Below are 23,999 nucleotides of genomic sequence, written 5' to 3' on the forward strand. Positions count from 1 at the left end.
TCAAACTCTTCTTTGTCATTTTGTTTCTATTTATTCCTATGCTCAGTATCCTTACTCTATTTCCCAGGTAATAGTTGACGGGTAATGTCCTCTACTTATGTAGATTCTTCCCTTGTACTACTTGTTGAAAATCTTGTATCCAATATATCTATGATCTTGTCTTTGCCACCGGGATTTCCCGTTAGCGAATGCAAAGGTAGGAAGAATATCTTGAACGTACAAATACCTCCAAGTAATTTAGCAGCAAAAATATCCACAAGAAACACCCAACCACCTGTTTATCAAACAGAAGAATGAAACAACAAATTGCATAAAATTATTTTCAGAGCAAGGATTTTGCTTCAAAAACTTCTTCAACCACTTTTTTCGATAAAAAGAGTTGGTTTGAATCCGTTTTTGGAGACTTCATTTTTATATATTCCATCCCGAAAAATGCTCACTTTTTTCTTGCTCTCTATTTTGATCGAAAGGGTTGTTTTCAGAGGCTGATCAGAATGTTAAATCGCCCTTGTTTTACTCACATTTATTAACCAGAAAAAGTCATCAAAAACAGTAAACGAGCATATTGTTTCGGCTTAACGTGTTTAATTTTTCAGTAAACACGTTTAGTGATTTCATTAAACACGTTTACCGAATTCGATTAACGTGTTTAGAATTTTCCTTATAGTATTCATTTCTAATGATTTAGATTTTTAGACACCAAAAGAAGAGATTTTACGGCACCTTCTTAAATTAGAAAATATTTACATCAAACCACTCAAAATTCAACACATATTAACTCAAAAACAAGCCCTAAATCCGTCCGAGAGGAGAAAAGTTCAGAAGAATTGATTTTCAGTAATAAGCTAATCGACAAACAGATAAGGCAACTCCAATTTTTAGCAACCCCAAAAGACGATGAAAGAAGAAACTTTTAGAGGAGCCGTTATCAACTCCATTTTTATATAAAAGCTCCCAACAAAAAGAGGCAAAATCGTGATACGATTTTGCCTCTATACGGGTATTAAAAACTGATTACAAACCCACTTAAAAGATCATGCTGACCAAGACGAAAAGCCAGTGAGCAATAACGCCTGCTATGAGACCGCCAATGGCATGGGCTCCAATGGCTTGAGATATGAGCTTGCGGTAGCCGAGAGAGTCGAGCATGGCTGTATGAGTGCTTAGGAAACCACTCCAACACATACCCATTGCAGTGAAGACCGCCACGGCGTTTCCGTCCAATATTCCTTGCTCAGCAAAGTTAGGCACCAGGCCAAGTGCAGCTCCAACAGCTCCAAGCGTTGTTATCGGGAATGCTATAAGGCGTGAGTCTTCAAATCCGAAAAGCCACTTGAACAGGAAGTCCACTTTGTCTGCCAAGGCAGGAAGCAATCCCACTCCCTCAAAAGCGTCTCCATTGAAAGCACCATCCGCACCAGGGCCATTTGTCAGCATCATTACCGCAGTAGAGATAATGAGTACACCGGGAATGATAGCGATACCCAAGTCCACTCCTGTCTTACCTCCATCCAGAATAGCATTGAGCATACGGAGAAAAGCATTCTCTTTTTTCTCTTCCGCTTCGACGTGTTCGGTGCCTTCGAGATCTACCGCCGAGTCCATTTCGGGATACCGTTTAAGAGTAAAGCGTTGCATGAGTCGCGTGGATATTATACTACCACAAAGTGCTCCAAAGAGTCCGACCAAAGCACCCGATGCATAGCCTTTACTCGCCATGAAAATAATAACCACAAGACCCATTCCAAAGGCTGTACCGAAGTTGGTTAAGGATACGAGCTGATACTTCTTGAAGTATCTGCAAAACTTACGATCCTTTGCAAGAGAGATGATAGCCGGATTGTCCGAAAGGAATGTCAGGATACCACCCAAAGCAGAGACGCCCGGAAGATTGTAGACAGGACGCATCAACGGACGGAGCACACGCTCCAGCATGTCCACCACATGAAACTCGACCAACAAACTGCCGAGCGCACCACTCAATACGGTAATACCCATGATGTAGAAGACGGTATCTATAAGCAGACGAAAAGAGGTGTTCATGATGGTGTTCAGCATATTTGCCAATCCCATCTGAGAGCCTATATAGCCGAAAACAGCAAAGAAGAGCAAAAGAAAGATCCCTGCCTCTAAAAAGTGACGCAAGAATTGAGAATTCTTTTTGGAAGTTGGATTCATAAATTTATTCAGATAAGCGTATTATATTTTTTCGATTCAAGATTCTACCGGCTAAAGGTAAAGGATTTGCAGCATGCCTTTCGAGTGAACGAAAAGCTTAGTTTCCAAAGAAAAACATCCTCCAAATCGCCTGCAAAGTAACAACTATTTTTGCAATCGGCAATCGGAAGGATGTGCAAATTTTAATATCTTTTTTCTTCCTCTAAAAAGTTAGAATGGATCTGTTCTTAACTTAGGGTTAGAGTTGTAGCTCTCCTGCCCCTTCTCTTATAATCTCTATCTCGTCCGGATCCATCAGTCTGACAATGGTGGTTCTCTCCATTGCTCCCTCTCCTGCATCCAGAATCAAATCCACCTTTTCTCCCCACTCCTCTTCTATAAGTTCGGGATGGTAAAGATATGCTTCATCTTCATCCGCTTTTGCAGAAGGTAGAGAAGCCGTAATGAGAGGCTCATCCCTGAGAGCAAAAAGTGCGTTAATGATACCTCCTTGAGGGATACGAACACCGACTTCTTTCCTTTGCTTGAAAATCTTAGGCAGACTTCCCCCCGCCGGCAATACAAAAGTAAATGCTCCGGGAACATTCTGCCGCATGATGGAAAAAGAGGCATTGTCTATCTTGGCATAGGTACTGGCCTGGGAAAGATCTTTACAAACAATGGTCAAAGGTGTCTTAACGGATTTGATAAGCCCTTTTATATCGCAAATAGTCTGGACTGCATGCGGCTGGAGTGCGTCTCCAACAAGGCAATAACGCCCATCCAAGGGCATGATGACAACTCCTCCGTGAGACAAAATCTCATCTACTTGAGCGATAACACTGCTCTGGGGATTATCTTCAAAAACTCTAACTAACATAAGGATTTATTTTTCGTCAGGATTAAAAAAGAAGGAATATCGCAGGATGTTTGTGCAACCAATCGGAGAGATCCTTCTCTTTCTTCCATTCGGTAAGGCTTTTTGTTACTATTTTTTGTTGTTTGTCGTCCGTCAGATTCACGGCAACACATAAACGCAGCTGCGCCGGAAGCTGTCTGACTAACTCTTCTATCAATTTTACGTTACGGTATGGAGTCTCTATAAAAATCTGGGTTTCGTCCTCTTTGGATATTCTTCGCTCCATCTCTTTTAACACCGATTCTCTTTCTCTATCATCTATCGGGAGATAGCCTTTGAAAGCAAAGCGTTGCCCATTAAAGCCGGATCCCATAAGTGCCAACAGAATAGATGAGGGCCCCACCAAAGGTATCACCTCTACTCCTTTCTTGTGTGCCCACTCCACTATGCGAGATCCGGGATCGGCAACGGCAGGACAACCTGCCTCGGAAAGCAGTCCGACACTATACTCTTGAAGCAGTGGCTCTGCCAGCTCTGCAACGCTTTCTTGAGGATTGTGCTTATCCATCTCTACTATAACCAGCTCGGAGATATTCAGCTCCGGCAGTGCAAACTTCAAGAAACGCCTTGCCGTGCGAGCATTTTCCACAATAAAGTGCTTCACACTGCGTATCACCTCGATATTGTATGGAGGGATATAATGGGAAGATGATACTTCCGACAGCGCGGAGGGAATAAGATAAAGTTTTCCTTTCACGATAATGAAGAGTGTGCCGTAAGATGAGACAATATGATGGCGGAAGCTACTCCGACATTGAGAGATTCGGCAGAAAAAGAGCGAGAGGAACGGGGAATTGTAATTGTATGATCTGCCAACTGCTTCAGTTCGGAGGAGAGTCCTCCTCCTTCATTTCCCAATAAGAGAAAGATGGTATCCCTTTCCGGCTTCCACTTGTAAAGACTCGTGCCGGTCATATCCGTAGCAATAATCTCCGATGTCGATTTATCTTTATTGAAAGACATCCAACCGGGCAGATCAACATCTCTGTAAAGCGTTACCCCTGCAAGAGCTCCCATGGAGGACTGCACCACTTTGGGAGAAAAAGGATCCACACATCCCTCTCCCAAAATAAGAGTAGAGCAACCATGCCACTCGCACAAACGGATGATAGTGCCCATGTTACCAGGATCTTGTATTCGATCTAAAACAGGGATAACACCTTTAGGTAGGGTTTGAAAATCAAGCTCTTTCTGTAAGGGCAAAGAGAATACCGCAACAGCTTCTCGCGGTGTTTGAAGAGAAGAACACTTCCTGAGCCGGACTTCGTCTATCTCTCTTACTGCCGAAAAAGACAGGGAAACAGAGTCCGGAATAGGGAAAGAGGGATGACAAGCTATGAGATGGAGATCAAAATAAGGGAGTAACTCTTTGATTACTTTCCATGTCTCTGCCACAAAAAATCCATGCCGGTGTCTATATCGAGCGTGTTGAAGAGAAGAGATCAGCTTGACTTCGTTGTTCGTTATCGGCTTCATCTGATTCTGCATAAATTGGTACTCCGATCAATAGTGGCTCTGCAACCACTCCTTCAAAGCAGGCATATCGGGGAATACCCTGTCTGCTCCGTTCTCTCTTAACACTTCATCATGTATAGGACCCGTAGCAACTGCTATTGTATAAGCACCGGCTAAGGATGCACTTTGGATTCCGAACGGAGCATTTTCTATAACCAATGTCTCCTCCGGAAGTGCTTCAAACATCTTCATGCCTTTCTGATATGGTTCCGGAGAAGGCTTTCCCCTCTTCACATCATCTCCTGTGACAATATGGGAGGTGGAAACATATTCTCCAAAATGATGCTTTAACTTATCAAGAGAGGCTCGCTGAGAGCTTCCGGTTACCACTCCTATGTTCCATCTTTTTTGAGAGGCAAATTCAAAAATATCCGTAATCCCCGGAATGAGTGTATTCACATCCGCACTCTCCATAAAGCGAGAAGTCTTATAGCTGTATATCTCTTCCACAAGATGCTGTGGCGGCTCTGTCTGAAATGTTCTCAGATATAGATGACGAATGGTTTCTCTTCCTGGCTGACCTTCAAACAGGTAAAACTCTTCCGGCTTGGCTTTCAGTCCATAATTGTTGGTAGTCTCCAGCCAAGACGAAACGTGGACAGGCATGGTATTGAAGAGGACACCATCCATATCAAACAGTATTGTAGAAACTTCTTTGGGATACATATCCGGATAGTATAGGCTTTAAGTTCTCTCTCTGATTCGTCCTGCTCCCAAATAGGTTCTGCTATAATATCTTTCCGAAAGCGAACTTATGGTAATACCGGTCTTAGTGGCTGCGTGCACAAAAAGATCATTTCGCAGATAAACACCCACATGAGACGCTCGACCTCCGGATCTGTTATTGATATTAAAGAAGACTAAATCTCCCTCTTTAAGTTCGGCTCTTTCTATGGGAACGGTTTTATCCATAAGCGATGCGGCAGACATTCGTCCGATGGGAATTTGATAAACCGCCTCATAAAGACTCATCACGAAACCGGAACAGTCTGTTCCTCTTTTCCCGACACTGCCATATCTGTAAGGGACGTTTCTCCAATCGGCTATAAAAGCATAAAGCAGCAGATTGTCTTCTTGAGTAACCGGCATACCTATCTCTACAGATATTTCTTGAGCAAGGTTTGCCATTTCTCGTGCCTCTATCTGAGACAATCTCACTTCGGGCGGAAACGTAACATGTTGAACGGGAGCTTTTGTTGTTCTACAAGAGCTCACGGTAACAATATACAGACATACGATAAAAAGCCAGACTTTACGATTCATGAGAGGGACTCTTTAAGGTATCAGCAAAACTGCTAACACTATTTGCTATAAACACAATAAGGTCACTCTTTCGGGAGCGACCTTATTATGATATTTATATCTGCCTCTTCTCCATTTCTCTTTGACATTTCCGACAAGAGTTTCCGGAGATTTGGTCTTGAGTTCGTGAGTTTGCCTATACTCTCTTATTGAGCAACAGAAACAAACGAACGATCGTCTTTCTTACGAGTAAATACTACCACTCCGTCAGTAAGAGCGTAAAGAGTGTGATCTTTACCCATACCCACATTATTACCAGGGTGATGTTTTGTACCACGTTGACGAACGATGATATTTCCTGCCTTTACAGTTTGACCACCATAAATCTTAACGCCAAGTCGTTTACTTTCCGACTCACGTCCGTTCTTAGAACTACCTACACCTTTTTTATGTGCCATGATTCAAATGCTTTCTTTTAAGTGTATAAAAATAGGACAAACGTTATGCCACCACTTCTTTTACAGTAACTTCTGTAAACTGTTGACGATGACCTTTAAGTCTGCGGTAACCTTTTCTTCTCTTCTTCTTAAAGACAAGAACCTTATCTCCCTTTACCAATGGAGAGATTACTTCGCATACAACCTTAGCGCCTTCTATGTGCGGAGCTCCTACTTTTACAGCTCCATCGACATCCACCAAAAGGACTTTATCAAACTCTACTGTTGCTCCCGCTTTTACATCTGCGATGTGGTGAACAAACAGTCTGCGGCCTTGTTCTACTTTGAACTGCTGGCCCTGCATCTCTACAATTACGTACATTTATATATTATATTGTATAGTTAGCAGCCTTGAGGGTGAGCTTATTCGGTCGGTATAAGCACCATGAGAACAGTTCTACTTATCTGACCCTACAAGGGAAATTCGCTGCAAAGGTAAGTATTATTTACGTATCATACAAACAATTGGGAACAGAAAGCCTCAAATCCCCTCTCTCGATTCCCGGATCAGCTTCTTTCTTAGTCTTGAAGGCGTTTCACCGAACTGCTTGCGGCAGTAGACCGTAAAGTGAGAAGGAGAAGAGAAGCCGAACTCCTCTATTATATCTGTAAAAGGCACCTCTCTTCTTGAAAGGCGTTCTTTTATCACCTCGCCCTTTTGCTCCAACATCCATTGGTAAGGAGTTGCATTGAATGCCTCCTTAAACAGTTTGTTGAACAGGCGCAACGTAATCCCTTTCTTCTGTGCCAGCTCTTGTACCGTATTCACTCGCAGATAGTTTGTCAAAACAAACTCCTTGAAGTCTATCTCTTCTCTGAGCAGAGGAGCGAGGAAAGAAGCCAGCGGTTCTTTCTCATAATAAGATCTCAGAACGAAGAACACTTCTCGAAGTTTGGCATCCATTATGACACCACACTTCAAACCATCTTCTCTGTACATCTTAAGACTTTGGAGAGCAACGTTGAGAGGCTCTACGATCGACAGCACAGACACTTCATACGAAGTCGGAGCATAACATTTGAGAGCTCTTATATTAAAGTTCTCGCACAAGCGAGCCGGACGATAAAATTGCAAATAATACAATTCACAATTGGATTCAAATGTAAAAGCATAAGAGACCACCTTGTCTATGAAGACCATTGTATTTTCTGTCAACAAAATACTATTCTCTTCGCTATCCGAGTAGCGCAGGCGACCACTCTTTAAGAAGACGATACCGTAAAAGTCGCTTCTATCCACGTAAAATACACTACCTTCCTCTCCGCTTACACACTCAAAAGAGCAGGAATACTCTTGCTCATAGTGTTTACACTCAAAGTGGTGTTGAAGATCCGGAACACATCTTTCTTGTACCATATTAAACATCTGTTTTTCCGGTTATCTGTATTACCAATAGAGATAGCCGGAAACGGGTAATAACTTTATATCAAATTTTTAATTGAGATCTCCTCCATTTAACTAACAAGCTGAGAGGAAGTCCCATTATACAGAACAATACTGACTGATTCTTATACAATACTTAGTGTAACAATAGAAGGACAGTGCTTTTACCATCCTTATTCCCAGCCACATCCCCTCCTGAAATTACATATAGTGTCTCTCTTTAGAATTTCTGCTTTGCAAAATTACGCAAAAAGCACGAATAAGAAAACTTTTGGTGGTAATTTAATATTTATTCAGCTTGATTCTTCTCAAAATTTCACCTGTTGCGATCGTCTTATTACAGCTTCTATCAGTTCGGGAGTACATATTTGACCTTCTCCCAAAGATGTATTTCTTTTATAAAAACGCTCAATAATTTCATTTCCCACCTCCGGATCGACATTTTTTTCAAGCATGGATGTTGCTAGACCTAAATCACGGAAGAATTTTACGGTACGCTCTATTGCCCTTAGAGCCAGCTTCCTTTCATCCTTTATATCTGTAATATGCCAAACTCGCCGTGCATACTGAGCCAGCTTTTCCTGTTTATGGTCAAGCAAAACATACCACAGATGCGGCAAAATCATCGTCAGCGTTTCGGCATGAGTGATAGAAGTCAGAGCAGTTATCTCATGTCCGATAAAATGAGTAGCCCAATCCGGTACCACCCCCATGCCGAGGAATCCATTTAGAGCGATGGTTGCCGTCAGCATATATTCCGAAGCAGTATCATAATCCAACTCTTCCTTGACGCATTTCGGTGCAATATCTATCAACTGTTTCAGCACACCCTCTGCCATTCTGTCCATGATACCGCTTTGCGGAAAAGTAAGATACTGTTCCAAGACATGCACATAAGCATCTGCAATACCGCATGCACGCTGTCTCTGCCCCAGCGTTAAGCAGAAAGAGGGATCCATGAATGATACTACGGGGAAACCGCAAGTGACGGGAAACTTCTCCCCCGTCGCCTTATTCGAGATCACCGCACCACTGTTCATTTCCGAACCTGTTGCGGGTACCGTAAGCACCGTATATAAAGGAAGATATGTCTTACATACTCCGGCTCGTGTGATCTCCCATGGATCCGCATCCGTTGTAAGAGCTGCTGCTATCAGCTTACAGGCATCAAGAACACTTCCACCACCCACAGCCAGCACGCAGGTGGCATTAAAAGATTTCCCTTCCGCAACAGCCGCACGCACAGTTTCCACTGATGGATTAGGCTCTATACCCCAAAACTCATGGACCGTATATCCCGACAGAGTAGCTTTTACCTGATTATAGACTCCATTGGAGCGGACAGATCCACCTCCGAAGCAGACCAAAACGCGCTCTTTTTCCGGTATAAACTTATTCAATTTGGCTACACAGTCTTTGCCAAAAACGATTCGAGTAGGATTGTGAAAAGAAAAATTCTTCATTGTTCAATATATGTTTTCGTGTTTAGCAAATATAGCCAAAAGATATGACAGGTCTATGCTTTTTTTAGTATGTTTGTACGATAAAAGATACTTGGACCGTTCAGTAAAACCGTAATACAAATTATTATGAATACTCATCATCCCATAGTGGAGCGTTTCTTAAGATATGTATCTGTAGATACTAAGAGCGATCCTACCTCAAACGATACCCCCAGCACCAAGAAGCAGTTCGACCTTGCCAAGCTACTCAAAGAGGAGTTGGAGACACTCGGTTTGGAAGACATTTCATTAGACGACAAGTGCTACCTCATGGCTTCTCTTCCTGCCAACACAAGCAAGAAAGGAGTTCCGACCATAGGCTTTGTGGCACACATGGATACGGCTCCCGACATGAGCGGTAAGGATGTCAAGCCAAGAATAGTCCCCTTCACGGGAGAAGCCATAACACTCTGCGAAAAAGAGCAGATCCTGCTCTCCCCTGCCATGTTCCCCGAAATGAACAGGTATAAAGGGCAAGAGCTTATCGTTACGGACGGACACACTCTCTTGGGAGCCGATGACAAAGCCGGTGTGGCAGCCATCATGCAGATGCTTCACTACTTCAAAGAGCATCCGGAGATAGAACACGGCACCATCCGGGTAGGCTTCACGCCGGATGAAGAGATCGGTCGCGGAGCAGACTTTTTCGACGTAGAGAAGTTCAAGGCAGACTTTGCATACACCATCGATGGTGGAGAAATAGGAGAGTTGGAGTATGAAAACTTCAATGCGGCAGGTGCAACCATTGCCATACGAGGCGTCAATGTGCATCCCGGATATGCCAAAGGCAAGATGGTGAACGCTCTCCTCTTGGCGATGGAACTCAATTCGCTCCTTCCGCCCATCACGCCTGCCAATACGGAAGGATACCAGGGATTCTTTCACCTTATCGGGATAGAAGGAGGCGTGGAAGATGCCAACGTACAGTACATCATACGAGATCACGACAGAGAGAAGTTTGAAAAGATGAAAGAGCAACTCACTCAAGCCGTGGAGACAATCAATAAAAGATACCCGACAGCCAAGTGTACGCTCTCGATGAAAGACCAATATTATAATATGCGTGAGATAGTGGAACCTCGCATGGAGATCGTTAATCTTGCCTCCGAAGCGATGCAGCGTGTGGGAGTAACACCGAACATCAAGCCCATCAGAGGCGGTACGGACGGCTCTCGTCTCTCTTTCATGGGACTGCCCTGCCCCAATATCTTTGCAGGCGGGCACAACTTCCACGGCAGATATGAGTTTATTCCCATTCCATCGCTCATTAAAAGCTACGAGGTTGTTTGTGAAATAGCCAAGCTTGCAGCCGAACAAACCAAATAGATACTACATACAAATTACTTATATACATACAACAACAAAATGAAAACAACCCCATTTACATCCATTCATGAGTCGTTGGGCGCCAAGATGGCACCATTCGCGGGCTTCAACATGCCCATAGAATACAGCGGCATTACCGATGAGCACCTCAATGTTATCGAGAACATGGGCGTGTTCGATGTCTCTCACATGGGAGCATTATGGGTATCCGGGCCAAACGCTCTACCTTTTCTTCAGAATGTTTGTAGCAATGACATCTCCAAGGTGGCAGTAGGCAAAGCGCAGTACAACTATATGCCAAACGATAAGGGAGGTATTGTAGACGACTTTATCCTCTACCATTACGAAGAGAGCAAGTATATGCTTGCCGTAAACGCTTCCAACATCGAGAAAGACTTTGCCTGGTTGCAAAAGCACTCTACGGACGGTGTAATCCTCGAAAACGGATCCGATAACATCGGTATCCTTGCCGTACAGGGACCAAAGGCAAAGGCTGTGTTGCAAAGCCTCACTTCGGTAAACCTTGACAATATCCCTTTCTACGCGTTTGAAGTAGGGGAGTTTGCGGGCGTGAAGAATGTCATCATCTCCAACACCGGCTATACCGGAGCAGGCGGTTTTGAACTATACTTCTACCCTGAAAACGGCGTTACCATCTGGAATGCACTCTTTGAAGCAGGAAAAGATGCAGGCATCAAGCCTACCGGTCTTGGTGCAAGAGACACACTTCGTTTGGAGATGGGCTACTGTCTGTATGGCAACGACATCGACGAAACAACCAATCCGCTCGAAGCCGGACTCGGTTGGGTAACCAAGCTGACCGACGACAAGAAGAACCTTCCATCACGTGAGATCTTGGAAGCAACCAAGATCAATGGTCCCGAAAAGAAGCTTACAGGATTTGAAATGGTGGGCAAAGGTATTCCTCGTCACGGCTATGAGATTGCAAACGAAGAGGGCAAAATCATAGGTCATGTTACTTCCGGCACCATGTCTCCTGCCTTGAAGAAAGGTATCGGACTCGGTTACTTGGAAAAAGCTTACACTGCTCCGGACTCCAAGATATTCATTGTGGTTCGTGGAAAGCAGATAGAAGCAAAGGTGATAAAGCTGCCATTCCGCAAATAATAAGATATTAGGGTCTTGCTAAGACCCTTAGACGGCTACGTTTTTTGCTTGTCTAAAAATTTGGGTTAATATGGAGGAGAGAGTTCCGGTTTCGGACTCTCTCTTTCTCTTTATGGGATTGTAATGTTTCCTGTACGTATTAAGAAAATCCCCCGAACCCGTTTATTTTTTCCCTTTAACCTGTTCAAAATTCAAAATCAAGCTCCGATGTGTAAACATCAAGTCCCGCTTTTTATCCATCAAACCCTGATTCGTAAAAATCAAGCCTTGATTTTCAACTCTGAACGGCTTTGAAGAAACTTTTATACCCTTTTAGCTCCACTTTTGATAGTGATAACCGGAGTTTAAGAATAAGGCAAAAGAAATCTCAAAACAAAAAACGCAGCCCGAAGGACTGCGTTTCTGTCTCGAATAGAACCTCTTAAAAGTAGAAGATCTTCTATATCCGGTTTTGTACGGAGAGTAATTTCCTAATTTTTCAGACTCTCTACTCCCACAAGCAGACCATTTGCGATGAAATGATCTCCGGCACTCATTTTGGAGATAGTATAGGTCTCTTGGCTTCCCTCGATCTTGTCTATGGCAATGAGTCTGTCCGTTCCGCCCATGATGGAGAAGAGGTCGCCCACTCTTATCTTGCCGACATTTTCAAAGCCTTTATACTGTGCGGACTTTTGCGGACGGAGCGAAGCCCAGCCTTTTTCCTTGAGCATGAAAGGGTGATCCTGCGTTGTGATGATCTCTCTGCCGCTTTCAAATCTGTATTTTACCAGTGCATGGTGTACGGCTTTTTCCAGTTTTTCCACCTTCGCACTCTTGATCTGTCCGGAGGTTGAATCCCAATAAGCCACATCGTCTCCCACTTTAAGCTCTTCGATAGGCATCTCCGACCGGTCGGACATCAATACCGGCGTTCCTTTTGCCAGGCAGTGAACATCTATGCCGTCAAAGAAAATCTCGGATATTACAACGTCATCGTACTTATCGCCTTTATATACTTCCAAGATCTCAAACTTTATCGTCCAGTCCGGCTGAGCGCTCAGATCTTCGTCCTCTTTACCGGTTAGCTTTCCTATCGGAGGCACTGTGAATGTCTGGCTGCCCCGTACATCTTTCAGGTTCAGTATCGCATACGGCTTGTTGTCGATATAGACTTTGAGTTTCTTTACCCTCGAATTGTCCTTCCACGCAGCCTCGCTTTTGACATATCCGTTTACTACAATTATTTCGGTTATTCTCGCACTCTCTGCCTCAAAAGTGTATAGCAGATACTCTCCTATTCCATATCCTTTTGCTCCTTCAGCCCATACGTTCAGATAGTTGAGGTCATGTGCGTTTTCAGCTTTATAGTTTACTTTCCCTTGCGGTTTGAGTGTACTGGACGCGGTTACTGCTTTGGGACCTCCTCCGCAATACCAGGAACATCCGTCTCCCAATATATCCCAGTAGTTATCTGAAGCCATTTCATCGTAGCTGTCAAGGATCTCCTTTTCTGCCTTGCTGAGGCTTTCATAAGTTACTTTATCCGATAGTTTGCTCGATATCTCACGTGCTTTTTCCCGTTTTTGGCTGTACTCCTTGGCAGCTTGCGGGCTTAGGTTCAAAATCTCCACAGATGTAGGGTTAAGCTCTTTCACTTCGGGAGGAGTGGCTTGAACAAATAGAAGCAGAGCCAAGACCAGATAGATTCTTTTCATATTGATATTTTAATAATTGGTTTTCCTTATTCCGAATGGAGCGGCAATTTACGAATAAATTCTTTTGAAAAGATTGTCGACGGAGAGAGAATAGAACAATCTTTATATAAAACAGAGTCGAAGAAACTCTCATTCCACTTTCGGGCTGGGAAACTTGAGTTTTTATTCATACTTTTGCTCCCTGTAAAATAACCACGTAGATATGCACACATTCGACTATATTGTAGTTGGAGGAGGATTGGCAGGGCTATATACGGCCTATCTTTTATCTGATAAAGGAAGTATAGGACTGCTTGCCAAGACATCTTTGATCGATAGCAACTCATATATGGCTCAGGGTGGAATGGCTGCCGTAACCGATATAAACGATAGCCGGCACGCTCATCTATTGGACACATTAGAGGCCGGAAGAGGCCTTTGTAACGAGGAAGCCGTGCGTCTGCTCACGGAAGAAGCTCCAGATAGAATAGCCGAACTGATAGAGTTGGGTATGAAATTCGATCTGGAGAATGGACATCTTGCTTTGGGATTAGAGGGCGGACACAACCACAAACGCATCCTGCACGCAGGCGGAGATGCTACGGGGCGTCTTGTTACCTCATTTATCACCGAGCTTATACTCAAAGAGGGCAAGGTCTCCATCTTGGAACATCATACGGCAACAGACCTTATCTTGGGAGATAGTGGTTGTCGGGGCGTGTGGTGTTATGATGAAGCCAACCACCTCATCGCACCTCTCTTTGCATCTGCAGTGGTTCTCGCCACGGGAGGAGCGGCTGCAATCTATAATCCTACCACCAATCCCTCTACAAGTGTAGGAGACGGACTGGCATTGGCATACGAACAAGGAGCGGAGTTGATGGACTTGGAGTTTATACAATTTCACCCTACCGCTCTCTATATACCCAATAACTCCTCTTTCCTGGTAAGTGAAGCCGTGAGAGGAGAAGGTGCTCATCTTCTGGATCATACCGGCAACAGGTTCATGCTTACAAGGCATAAGCTTGCGGAGTTGGCCCCAAGAGACGTTGTGGCAAGAGAGATCTTCTACACGATGCAAGAGAGTAAGATGCCCTACGTAACACTATCGCTGAAACATCTCGACCCCGTACACATCGCGGAAAGATTCCCTACCATCACGCAGTATTGCCGAAGAAACGGTCTGGATTTAAGTAGCGAAATTCCGGTTGCTCCCGCTGCGCACTACACGGTAGGCGGTATAAAGGTAGACCGGAACGGTCTCTCCTCCATCGGCAGGCTGTATGCGGTGGGAGAAGTAGCCGCTACGGGGGTGATGGGAGCCAATAGACTCGCCTCCAACTCCCTTATAGAGTGTCTCGTTTTCGGTAAACGCATTGCGGATCATATCCACAATCAGCCCCTCCCTACCCCGGACACCTCGGCTCTTCAACAGCCATTCACGCTCGATTCTATGCAGATGGAGCTTGAACTTAAAACCAAAGGAGAGTCCATGATGCGTGCCTTGGGCAACACCATGATGCAGAATGTCGGCATTGTAAGAAAGGGCGAAGCTCTCAACGAGGGTATCAGAAAGATAGAAGATAGCCTGAAAGAGCTTGAGCCGTTCAAGGACACCTCATTCCATGGCAGGCTATTGTACAAACGGCATCAGGTAGCACTCATCATCACGAAAGCTGCTCTTTTGAGAGAAGAGAGCCGTGGCGGACATTACAGACAAGACTATCCCGAAACGCTTTCCCCTCAAAAGGCATATCACACCATTATCAAAGAAAACAGTATCACACATCAATCAGTATAATCATGCAGATCTTCAACTCTATTCAAGACGAACACTTGGAACAGCTTATCTCTCTCGCATTTGAGGAGGACCTCTTTTCCGGAGACATCGCAACGGAAGCAATCATGGCGCAAGAAGAGTACAAGGTAGCAACTCTTACGGCAAAAGCGGACGGAATAATCTCAGGTCTGAAAATTGCCGAACGTATCATCGCATATCTTGGAGAAGCAGAGTTTACTCCTCTTGTAGAGGATGGAGACGAGGTTAAGAAAGGAGAGGATATACTCAAAATACGCGCAAGGTACGATCACTTGCTAAAAAGCGAACGCATTATGCTCAACTTTCTTCAACGAATGTCGGGTATCGCCACAGCCACAAACAGGTTGGTCAAGCTGATCGGACACACCAACGCCAAACTGCTGGATACGAGAAAGACCGTTCCCGGACACCGTTTAACGGATAAGATGGCAGTAAGACACGGTGGAGGAACAAACCATCGGATGGGGCTTTATGACATGGCAATGCTGAAAGATAACCATATCAAGGCTGCAGGCGGTATCACTCCTGCCGTGCAGCAGGTACGCAAAGTTACGCCCATTTCGATACGCATAGAGGTCGAAACATCCACGTTGGAACAGGTGCTGGAAGCCGTCGAAGCCGGAGCGGATGTGATTATGTTGGACAACATGGATACCGCTTCCATGAAAGAGGCAGTGGCTATAATCAATGGCAGAGCCAAGACAGAAGCATCCGGCAATATCAACGAAGGAACCATTGCAGCCGTTGCCGAGACCGGCGTGGACTATATAAGTGTAGGATCCCTCACGCACAGTGTACGTGCTTTGGACATCAGTATGAACTTTTAATCGGTAAAAATGAAACAAGAGTGGAGCTACAAAGGCTTTGTCGATGAGCCTGTCCCCGGCGATATAGATGTTAAAAGCGAAATCCGAGAGCTGTGCAGACAGAAGAATGCCATCATTCTGGCGCACTACTATACAGAGGGAGAGATTCAGGACATTGCGGACTATGTGGGAGACAGCCTCGGTTTGGCAAGAGTGGCAGCCGGTACGGATGCGGACATCATAGTGATGTGCGGTGTCCACTTCATGGCTGAAACCAACAAAATCCTCTGTCCGAACAAGAAGATACTCCTGCCGGATCTCAATGCAGACTGCTCTTTGGCTGAAAGCTGTCCGGCAAACGAGTTCGAGGCATTCGTCAAGAGACACCCGGACCATATCGTCCTCTCTTACGTCAATACAAGTGCCGCGATAAAGACGCTTACGGATGTCGTGGTTACTTCGGGCAATGCACGCCAGATCGTGGAGAGTTTTCCAAAGGATGCAAAGCTGATCTTCGGACCCGACTACAACCTTGGCAGATACATCAACAGCATTACCGGAAGAGAGATGCTGCTATGGGACGGAGGTTGCCACGTCCATGAGAGATTTTCCGTAACCGAACTGAAGAGACTGAAAGAGAGCTATCCTGATGCACCCGTACTGGCACACCCGGAGTGCAAAAAAGATATTTTGGATCTTGCAGATGTCATCGGCTCAACGGCAGCACTGCTGAAGTTTGTCTCTCGAAGCGATAAAAAGGCATTCATAATAGTTACCGAGAGCGGCATCTTACACCAAATGAAGAAAGAGGCTCCGGGTAAAGAGTTCATCACCGTGCCGTCGGACGAAAATCTTTCTGCCTGCAACGAGTGCAACTATATGCGCTTGAACACTCTCAACAAGCTCTACAACACTTTGAAGTTCGAGTGTCCCGAAGTAACTCTCCCTGCCGATGTCATAGAGCGAGCAGCAAAACCGATACAGAGGATGCTGGAAATATCGGATCGCTTAGGTCTCTGATCATACAGATCTTAGCATATAAAAATAAAAGAGAACCCGGATCTTGTACATGAAGGTCGGGGCTCTCTTTCGTGTTGAAGCTTCAAAAGAGTTGTTTTGAAGCTGTTTGAAAGCTCTTCTTAACGGCATCGGAAAATAGGCTGAATCCGTTCAACTTTGAAAATCAAGGTTTGTTTTATGGAAACCAAACTTTGCTCCAAACAAATCGGGGCTTGATTTTTACCAACCAAGCCCCGATTACGAACTCTGAATCTGTTTGCGATAAAATATAAAAAGGTCAAACAGATTTAACGAACCTATTCATAATAAGAAATAATCCACTCTTCTCTCGTTGTCTCACAAAGGACGCCACGATCATCCAACGAGAAGAGAGAGCTCTTTATGATATTTCCCTTTGCATCGCATACATACTCTATCCTTGAGAGGAGCACTCCATCCAAACCATAAGTCTGCTCCCAAACGGGATTTCCATTCTCATCATAAGAGCTAACTATCTTACTCCCTTCGGAGGTTTGCTGCGTCTTTTCAATGATGCGTCCGTTCTTGTAGACATAGCTGTAGGTGTACGAGTAAAGCTCTTTTCCATCTGAGAAGCAGACGGACTTTGTCATGTTGCCATGCTCATCATACTCATAGCGATCGAGAGTGTTTCCAAACTCTTCCGATCTTTCGGTTTTGTAAAACCTCTCCGAGAGTTGCCCCTTTGCATCATACTTCCATGTTATAACATCCGTAAATGGTTTACTCTCCGATAGAGCATAGCGAATATGCTCCTCTATCTTACGACCTGCCGCGTCGTATGTGTATCTTATCTCGGTGGCATAAGGATCTTCGTAACCCTCATATACGATGGAGCTCTTCTTTATGAGACGATTTTCTCCGTCATAAGAGTAGAGGATATGCTCCGTAACCCGTCCTTCCTCTTCGGGCATCTCCCTTGTTATGGTCTTTTTCTCTATCAGGTTGCCGGCATTATCATAGGCATAGAGTGTCTCTTCGGGGTCTAAAGACTCGGAAAGAGAGACCTTCCGAACCAGCTTACCGTCTTTATATTCAAGGGAATCGCCGTACATCACGACATCAAGATTGCTATAAGACTTCTCCTCTTTAAGGCTGCCATCTTCGTTGAAGATCGTAACCACAGGACCAAGAGTGGTGTACCAATCCTCTTCATCCTCTGTCGGGGCGAAATATCTCGACATTCGCACCTCTTTCACTTTACCTTTATATCCGGCTTTTTCGCAGTCTGTCTGCGCTTTTTCTTCTGTTGCAGAGGATTTTTTTCCGCAGGCAGTCAAGCCAAAAGCCGATAAGAGCAGACTCACCATCAACGTATTGTACCACTTCATAATAGATCTGTATTTAGTTGTTAAGAATATCCGGTTGCGGGGTATGCGCATCTTTTTTCAGAGATGCTCCCACTCCTATGAAGCATAGAAGCAGGAGCATGAAGTAATAAAAACAAAATCGCTTCGCCTCGATAAGGCTGTATCATTCGTTGCTTAGTACACGGCTGTAAAGCTCCAAGTAGTGCTTGTAAAACTTACTCCACTCGGCATGAGAGGCAATAGTACGAGCAGACTTGGCTATCTTCTGTGTCTTCTTGTCGTAGAAGCAGTTCAGATAAGAGAGCGTTGCGCTTACGATCTGATCCACAGAGGCATTATAGTTATAATCTTCCCTGTGTGCCACAAAGCATCCTCCCGTATCGAGCTTGGGCTGATCCTCCGACAGAGTATTGACCCAAGAGCCGAAACCGGCAAGATCTGTGGTTATGGAAGGAACACCGAACGCAAGGCTCTCGAGCGGTGTATAGCCCCAAGGTTCGTAGTAAGAGGGAAAGAGAGAAAGATCGGCACCGACCAAGGTGTCGTAGTAAGAGAGATTAAGAATACCGTCGTGTCCGTTCAGATAGGACGGGATATAGAGTACTTTGACCTTTCTATCCCAGTAGCCGTTCATCTCCTCTATTTTGTTCACGATCTGATCCGCATGCAGGTTATGCAACCAGTGCGTTATGTATCTGTGCTGCATGTGGGCGGTGTGCGTCTTTTTCTCGGTAAGGGCATATTCCAAATCGGCTCTCGGACTTTCTATCCAGCCGGGAACAAGGATCACTGCAAGTACCGATGCACCCTCCGGCAGCTGTTCGCTGAGCCGTCCCATCACGTCCAGAAACATATCCAGCCCCTTGTTGCGAAACTCTCCTCGCCCTGAGGTGATGGCTATAAAAGTATCTTCCGGTATTTCTTCACCGTAAAGCTTGGATGCTATCTCTATCAAGCGCGTTCTGGCACGCTTTCTAAGGCGACTTCTCGATGCGGAAGTTGCAGGGACAAAGTCCGGTTCAAAGCCGTTGGGCAGTACCACATCCGCCTTTTTCTGAAGCAGTTGGGCGCACTCTTTATCCGTTACTTCGCTCACCGTTCCAAAGCCATCGGCATGGTGTGCTGCTGCCTTTTCGATATTGTGTTTACCCTGTATGTTGAGTTCCCAAGCCATCTGATCGCCATTGTATGCAGGCAGTTCGCTGTACAAAGGTTTGCCATTGCTGCAGATGGAACGTCCCGTTGAGGTGGCATGAGTAATGAATATCCGTCTGATTTCGGGAGCATGTGTCTTGAGATACAGCAGCCCGAAGCCGGTCATCCATTCGTTGAAGATCGCCAGGGCGTTTGCTTTCTGCTCTTGAGACAAAAGATGGTCGTACGCATCTTTCATCACCATCGCCGCAGCGGTGGAGAAGAGACAGCTCTCGTCATAATCACCGTAGCCGACATTGCCGTCTATGCCGTATCTCTCCCACGCTTCGTAGTAAAGGATTCCTTTCTGCTCGAACAGCGCGGAGTGATCCACCAAAGCGACGAACGGCTGTCCCGGAACATTCCACTGCCCGACCCGTATGGGGAGATTCAGCCTTTCGGATGCTTTTTCCGCCCAAGAAAACCATTTGCCGTGCTTACCTCTTTTGGAAGAAAAAGGAACAAATTCGCGCTTGGCAAGATCTCCGTCTCCGAACAGAGGTCCTACAAATAATATATTATCGGCTCCGTGCTCTTCCACCATTGTACGGGCACGTGTGGAGAGGACCGTATGTATGCCTCCGACTTTGTAACACACTTCCCAACTTGTTTCAAAAACGAAACTTGCCGACAGGGAGTTCTTTTTGCTGTTGTTATTAAGATTCTTCATAATTTCTTCCATTTAGTTGGTACTTTGCCTTTATCAAAGATACGTTTTATTGTTGAATATTCCTATAAAAGAGGGGAAGGAGAGTGGTCTCGGAGCGGACTCTTTCCCGTCTGTCAGGCGATACGTTTTTTACTTGTTGTTACGAGATAGACCCCCAGAAAGATCATAGCCATGGAGGGGAGCTTGCTCCACTGCCAGCTGTCCAAGCCGAGTAAGATGGCGATGCCGATGGTGAGTATCGGCTGAATGTAGCCGTACATGCTCACGACCGTGGGGCGAATCTTCCGCTGTGCTATGGGGATGAGCAGATAAGCCACAAACGTGGCACCGAAGACGAGATAGGCAAGCATGCCGTAGTAGGAAGCAGTCTGTCCGAAGAGGTCGCTGCGGAGCAGACTCACGCCCGAAAAGGGTACGGAAGCGACCGTGGCGAAAAGAAACATCCACTTCATCAGCGTAACCGGTGTGTAGGTCATGATGATCCGCTTGAACAGAGTGAGATAGAAGGCATAGAAGAGCGATCCGACGAACAGGAGGAGTATGCCGAAAGAGTCGCCTCCGAACGAAAAATCCACGGTACCGCCCATGAGAGCCAGCCGGATAGCCCCCAGTGCTCCCAGCAGAACGCCGAACCCTTTCCTGAAAGTAAGCGGTTCTTTCTGCACGACCGTGGCGAGGATCAGTACCACGACAGGGCCCAAAGAGACGATCATCGCGGCATTCGTGGGAGAGGTCTGCTGCAGCCCGACGAGGAAGGCGATCTGGTTGCCCAGTACACCGAACAGAGATGCCAACGCGATATAGATGTAGTCTCTCCGGGCGACCCTTTCTTTCGGGAGGAACAGAGAGAGGATCCAAAACGACAGCATGGCACCTCCGAACCGCAGGAACGATATACTGAGCGGGTCCAAAGCTCCGGGATGGAGAATCATCTTTGTAACAGCCGTATTGACACCGAAAATGATGTTTGCCCCCAGTATTGCCATGTGTCCTTTGAGCTGTTCGGGGCCAAACGAGGCGGGAGCTATGTCTTTACGTTCTTTCAGCATTGGAGTCTTGAGTTGTTTTGCCCATTCCGGCGGGCATTTGTACGATTCGGTTCGGGCACAAAATTACACAATAGATTTCAGAAAGGAGGACGGTTGTGGCGACAAAATAGAGCAAGTCCGGCATCGGACAGCCTGAAACCGGGCAGCAAAGCGGCACAATGTTTTGCAAACAAAGCGGATCAAGAGTCCTCGAAGGTCTCCGCAAAAAGAGTAGAAACTTTTGGCGGAAACTTATGCAGAAAAAACGCCTTCGGCAGGGGGTAAAAATTCCATGCCCATAGAAATTTTTTTTCATGCCCATAGAAATTTTTTTTCATGCCCATAGAAATTTTTTCCATGCCCATAGAAATTTTTTTCCATGCCCATAGAAATTTTTTTCCATGCCCATAGAAATTTTTTTCCATGCCCATAGAAATTTTTCTCCATGCTCATAGAAATTTTTCTCCATGCCATGAAACTTTTTTTCTGTGCGCACGTAAATAAATTTCTGTATATGCAGAAATATTTTTTCGTATATGCAAAAATAAATTTTCGTATATGCAGAAATATTTTTTCGTATATGCAGAAATATTTTTCCTTCCGCAAGCAGATATTTTTTCGTTCGGATGAAAATATTTCTCCCTCCGCAAGGGGATTTCCCTCCGGAGAGATCTCTCGGGAACAATATGGGAAAGGGATACATAAATAAAGGAGGTCGCCGATGGCTATTCATCGCACGACCTCCGATCTGGTTTAATATTTATAGTATAAATCTCTGCGCTTCCACTCAACACGTTTAAGCGAAATGCAAAGGTCTCAGATGGTGGGCATTATTTTTGTTGTTCGAGCTGAAGCGTCTTCGTAGGCTGGTCGCACACTTCTGTCGGACCGAAATACTGGATGGGTCCGGGGTAGATATAGAGTGTCTCTTTCGCCCATATCTCACGCTCCGCAGCCATTGTCTTGAACGGCGCACCGTCGAGCTTCACGAGAGCTTTCTGTATAACGGGCTTCATCTCGCCATGACGTCGCTCCATGTTCATCATCATTGTGATGGGCACTCCTCCTGCTTTCCATTCGGATGCGGGGGCGGTGGTGTTGGAGATCGAACTCATGTATCCGGTCTTGCCTTCGCCTATAAGGCAGGCGGCATTGTAGCCGAGGCTGTAACAGTAGTCGGCATCGAAGTTGGACGGAGCGGCACATCTTCCCTCATAACCGAAGAAGTGCGTCTGGGCAAGATACTTTCCGACATAAAGCCCGTCCTCTTTCCACTGCTTGAGCTTCGCGCCTACCATCTCCGCAACGAGCTTTTCGGTTTCGATGAGAGACACCTGTACGTTGCCGTGCGGGTCTCTGTCGAGCGTAAGCTGTCGTGCCACATCATGAGGGAGGGAAGCAAACACCGCTGCGTTCTTTGCAGAGAGTTTGGAAATGATATAGTTGCGTTGCTCCGAACGTTTGATACGTGCATACTCCACGGCATTCTCGGCAAGGAAGTCGTTCAGCTCCGCTATAAGTGCTTTCATTGCCGGTACGAACTCGATAAGCCCTTCAGGGATAAGCACCGTACCGAAGTTGTTCCCTGCCGCAGCTCTATCTGCCACAATCTGTGCGATGCGAGTGATCACGTCATCGAGCGAAAGGTTGTTAGCCTCGACCTCTTCCGAGATGATCACATAGTTGGGCTGCGTCTGAAGAGCGCACTCCAAAGTGATGTGAGAAGCCGAACGCCCCATCAGCTTGATGAAGTGCCAGTATTTCCTTGCAGAGTTGCAGTCTCTTTGGATGTTGCCGATCACTTCGGAGTACACCTTGCAGGCAGTATCGAACCCGAAGGAAGTCTCTATCTGCTCGTTCTTAAGGTCTCCGTCTATCGTTTTCGGGCAGCCTATCACCTGTACACCTGCTCCTATCTTGGCATAATATTCTGCCAGAACACAAGCGTTGGTATTGGAGTCGTCTCCTCCGATGATGACCAAAGCTCCGATATTCAGCTCTTGGAGAACCTCCAAACCTTTATCGAACTGCTCCTTAGTCTCCAACTTGGTACGTCCGGAACCGATAATGTCGAAGCCGCCCGTATTGCGATACTCTTCTATGATATCTGCCGTGAGTTCCATGTACTTGTGCTCCACAAGTCCGCTTGGTCCCATCAGGAAACCGTACAGCTTGCTGTCCGGATGCAGAGCCTTAAGTCCGTCAAAGAGACCGGCTATAACGTTGTGTCCGCCCGGTGCTTGTCCGCCCGACAGAATCACTCCGGTGTGGATGGGAGCATATTCTCTCGTCTCCTTAGCCGGTTGAAACTCTATAAGAGGAAGCCCGTAAGTGTTGGGGAATAAGTTTTTGATAGCATCCTGATCCGCTACCGATTGAGTGGCATTGCCCTCCACGGCAATCACCTGTCCTCTAAGTGCCTTAGGCATCTTTGGCATATAAGATGCACGAGCCACTTGTAATGCACTTTTCTTAATCATCTAAATCTTTGTGTTTATATATTGTCTTGAAAATAGAATCACGTTCGATCTCCTTTCCGGGCAAGCCTCCGATAGTTGGTTCTTGCCATGAAAAAGATGAAAAACATATTCAGCGCCAGAATCGCTCCGGCAAAAGAAAAGAACAGCTGACGCCATCCTTCCATAATGAAATAACATACAACGGCTGCCAGTAACAGCATCAATCCGAGAACAGAGGCAGCTATCATTATTTTTTTCAGAACTGTCGGATTCATACCTAAATACTTTGTACGGAGCAAAGATATAGAAAAATGGGAGAAAAGTTGGTG

General features: G+C 45.6%; 22 protein-coding genes. 5 read left to right on the forward strand and 17 right to left on the reverse strand.

Features of this window, described 5'->3' with window-relative positions; translation table 11 throughout:
* Positions 1 to 1,026: 1,026 nt before the first annotated feature.
* The 10 genes from HQ39_RS06475 to HQ39_RS06520 all read right to left on the reverse strand — a co-directional run bounded on the left by HQ39_RS06475 (position 1,027) and on the right by HQ39_RS06520 (position 9,177).
* Complete coding sequence (locus HQ39_RS06475; protein WP_036790166.1) at positions 1,027 to 2,178, reverse strand: nucleoside recognition domain-containing protein; 1,152 nt, start codon at positions 2,176 to 2,178, stop codon at positions 1,027 to 1,029.
* Positions 2,179 to 2,416: 238 nt separating this feature from the next.
* Positions 2,417 to 3,037, reverse strand: coding sequence for an L-threonylcarbamoyladenylate synthase (locus tag HQ39_RS06480; RefSeq protein WP_036790164.1), 621 nt, complete (start codon positions 3,035 to 3,037; stop codon positions 2,417 to 2,419).
* A gap of 22 nt (positions 3,038 to 3,059) precedes the next feature.
* Entirely contained in the window at positions 3,060 to 3,773 is a 714-nt protein-coding gene (locus tag HQ39_RS06485) for an SAM-dependent methyltransferase (RefSeq protein ID WP_036864837.1), read from the reverse strand.
* Positions 3,770 to 4,552, reverse strand: a complete 783-nt coding sequence (locus HQ39_RS06490; protein WP_036865086.1) for a TrmH family RNA methyltransferase — start codon at positions 4,550 to 4,552, stop codon at positions 3,770 to 3,772. Before HQ39_RS06490 ends, HQ39_RS06485 begins: the two co-directional genes overlap by 4 nt.
* Before the next feature lie 27 nt (positions 4,553 to 4,579).
* Positions 4,580 to 5,257, reverse strand: coding sequence for an HAD family hydrolase (locus tag HQ39_RS06495; protein ID WP_036864838.1), 678 nt, complete (start codon positions 5,255 to 5,257; stop codon positions 4,580 to 4,582).
* 18 nt (positions 5,258 to 5,275) lie between these two features.
* Positions 5,276 to 5,854, reverse strand: coding sequence for a C40 family peptidase (locus tag HQ39_RS06500; protein ID WP_052079511.1), 579 nt, complete (start codon positions 5,852 to 5,854; stop codon positions 5,276 to 5,278).
* Positions 5,855 to 6,039: 185 nt separating this feature from the next.
* On the reverse strand, positions 6,040 to 6,291 hold the full coding sequence (gene rpmA, locus HQ39_RS06505) for a 50S ribosomal protein L27 (protein ID WP_036790158.1): 252 nt from the start codon (positions 6,289 to 6,291) through the stop codon (positions 6,040 to 6,042).
* Between the two features lie 43 nt (positions 6,292 to 6,334).
* Entirely contained in the window at positions 6,335 to 6,652 is a 318-nt protein-coding gene (gene rplU, locus HQ39_RS06510) for a 50S ribosomal protein L21 (RefSeq protein WP_036864840.1), read from the reverse strand.
* Between the two features lie 159 nt (positions 6,653 to 6,811).
* A complete protein-coding gene (locus HQ39_RS09265) occupies positions 6,812 to 7,687 on the reverse strand; it encodes a helix-turn-helix transcriptional regulator (protein WP_052089973.1) in 876 nt (291 codons plus the stop codon).
* Positions 7,688 to 8,022: 335 nt separating this feature from the next.
* Positions 8,023 to 9,177 carry an iron-containing alcohol dehydrogenase gene (locus tag HQ39_RS06520; protein ID WP_036864843.1) on the reverse strand — a complete coding sequence of 385 codons (1,155 nt, stop codon included), beginning with the start codon at positions 9,175 to 9,177 and terminating at the stop codon, positions 8,023 to 8,025.
* A 126-nt stretch (positions 9,178 to 9,303) separates the two neighbouring features.
* Here HQ39_RS06520 and pepT point away from each other — a divergent pair, with 126 nt between their 5' ends.
* Complete coding sequence (pepT, locus tag HQ39_RS06525) at positions 9,304 to 10,542, forward strand: peptidase T (RefSeq protein ID WP_036790153.1); 1,239 nt, start codon at positions 9,304 to 9,306, stop codon at positions 10,540 to 10,542.
* A gap of 39 nt (positions 10,543 to 10,581) precedes the next feature.
* On the forward strand, positions 10,582 to 11,670 hold the full coding sequence (gene gcvT / locus HQ39_RS06530; RefSeq protein ID WP_036864845.1) for a glycine cleavage system aminomethyltransferase GcvT: 1,089 nt from the start codon (positions 10,582 to 10,584) through the stop codon (positions 11,668 to 11,670).
* A gap of 470 nt (positions 11,671 to 12,140) precedes the next feature.
* On the opposite strand, the gene HQ39_RS06535 is transcribed toward gcvT, so the two are convergent.
* On the reverse strand, positions 12,141 to 13,367 hold the full coding sequence (locus tag HQ39_RS06535) for an NADase-type glycan-binding domain-containing protein (protein ID WP_036864847.1): 1,227 nt from the start codon (positions 13,365 to 13,367) through the stop codon (positions 12,141 to 12,143).
* A gap of 202 nt (positions 13,368 to 13,569) precedes the next feature.
* Between HQ39_RS06535 and nadB the strand changes: the two genes are divergently transcribed.
* The 3 genes from nadB to nadA are packed head-to-tail and all read left to right on the forward strand — an operon-like array spanning position 13,570 to position 16,991.
* Positions 13,570 to 15,147: an L-aspartate oxidase gene (gene nadB / locus HQ39_RS06540; RefSeq protein WP_036844894.1), complete on the forward strand. Its 1,578-nt coding sequence runs from the start codon at positions 13,570 to 13,572 to the stop codon at positions 15,145 to 15,147.
* 2 nt (positions 15,148 to 15,149) lie between these two features.
* On the forward strand, positions 15,150 to 15,992 hold the full coding sequence (gene nadC, locus HQ39_RS06545) for a carboxylating nicotinate-nucleotide diphosphorylase (RefSeq protein WP_036844891.1): 843 nt from the start codon (positions 15,150 to 15,152) through the stop codon (positions 15,990 to 15,992).
* Between the two features lie 9 nt (positions 15,993 to 16,001).
* Positions 16,002 to 16,991 carry a quinolinate synthase NadA gene (gene nadA, locus HQ39_RS06550; RefSeq protein WP_036864848.1) on the forward strand — a complete coding sequence of 330 codons (990 nt, stop codon included), beginning with the start codon at positions 16,002 to 16,004 and terminating at the stop codon, positions 16,989 to 16,991.
* Positions 16,992 to 17,287: 296 nt separating this feature from the next.
* Here the strand turns inward: nadA and HQ39_RS06555 are convergent, their stop codons facing one another.
* The 6 genes from HQ39_RS06555 to HQ39_RS06580 form a co-directional block, all read right to left on the reverse strand.
* Positions 17,288 to 18,340, reverse strand: coding sequence for an RHS repeat domain-containing protein (locus HQ39_RS06555; protein ID WP_036864850.1), 1,053 nt, complete (start codon positions 18,338 to 18,340; stop codon positions 17,288 to 17,290).
* A 142-nt stretch (positions 18,341 to 18,482) separates the two neighbouring features.
* Positions 18,483 to 20,183, reverse strand: a complete 1,701-nt coding sequence (locus HQ39_RS06560) for a glycosyltransferase (protein ID WP_036865088.1) — start codon at positions 20,181 to 20,183, stop codon at positions 18,483 to 18,485.
* Between the two features lie 113 nt (positions 20,184 to 20,296).
* Entirely contained in the window at positions 20,297 to 21,232 is a 936-nt protein-coding gene (locus HQ39_RS06565) for a DMT family transporter (RefSeq protein WP_052079514.1), read from the reverse strand.
* A gap of 291 nt (positions 21,233 to 21,523) precedes the next feature.
* Positions 21,524 to 21,685, reverse strand: a complete 162-nt coding sequence (locus tag HQ39_RS09610; RefSeq protein ID WP_160216115.1) for a hypothetical protein — start codon at positions 21,683 to 21,685, stop codon at positions 21,524 to 21,526.
* 356 nt (positions 21,686 to 22,041) lie between these two features.
* Positions 22,042 to 23,688: a diphosphate--fructose-6-phosphate 1-phosphotransferase gene (locus HQ39_RS06575; protein WP_036790212.1), complete on the reverse strand. Its 1,647-nt coding sequence runs from the start codon at positions 23,686 to 23,688 to the stop codon at positions 22,042 to 22,044.
* 41 nt (positions 23,689 to 23,729) lie between these two features.
* A complete protein-coding gene (locus HQ39_RS06580; RefSeq protein ID WP_152565525.1) occupies positions 23,730 to 23,945 on the reverse strand; it encodes a hypothetical protein in 216 nt (71 codons plus the stop codon).
* Positions 23,946 to 23,999: the final 54 nt, after the last annotated feature.

The sequence above is a fragment of the Porphyromonas sp. COT-108 OH2963 genome (assembly GCF_000768895.1).
In the GTDB taxonomy this organism is placed as follows: Bacteria; Bacteroidota; Bacteroidia; order Bacteroidales; family Porphyromonadaceae; genus Porphyromonas_A; species Porphyromonas_A canoris.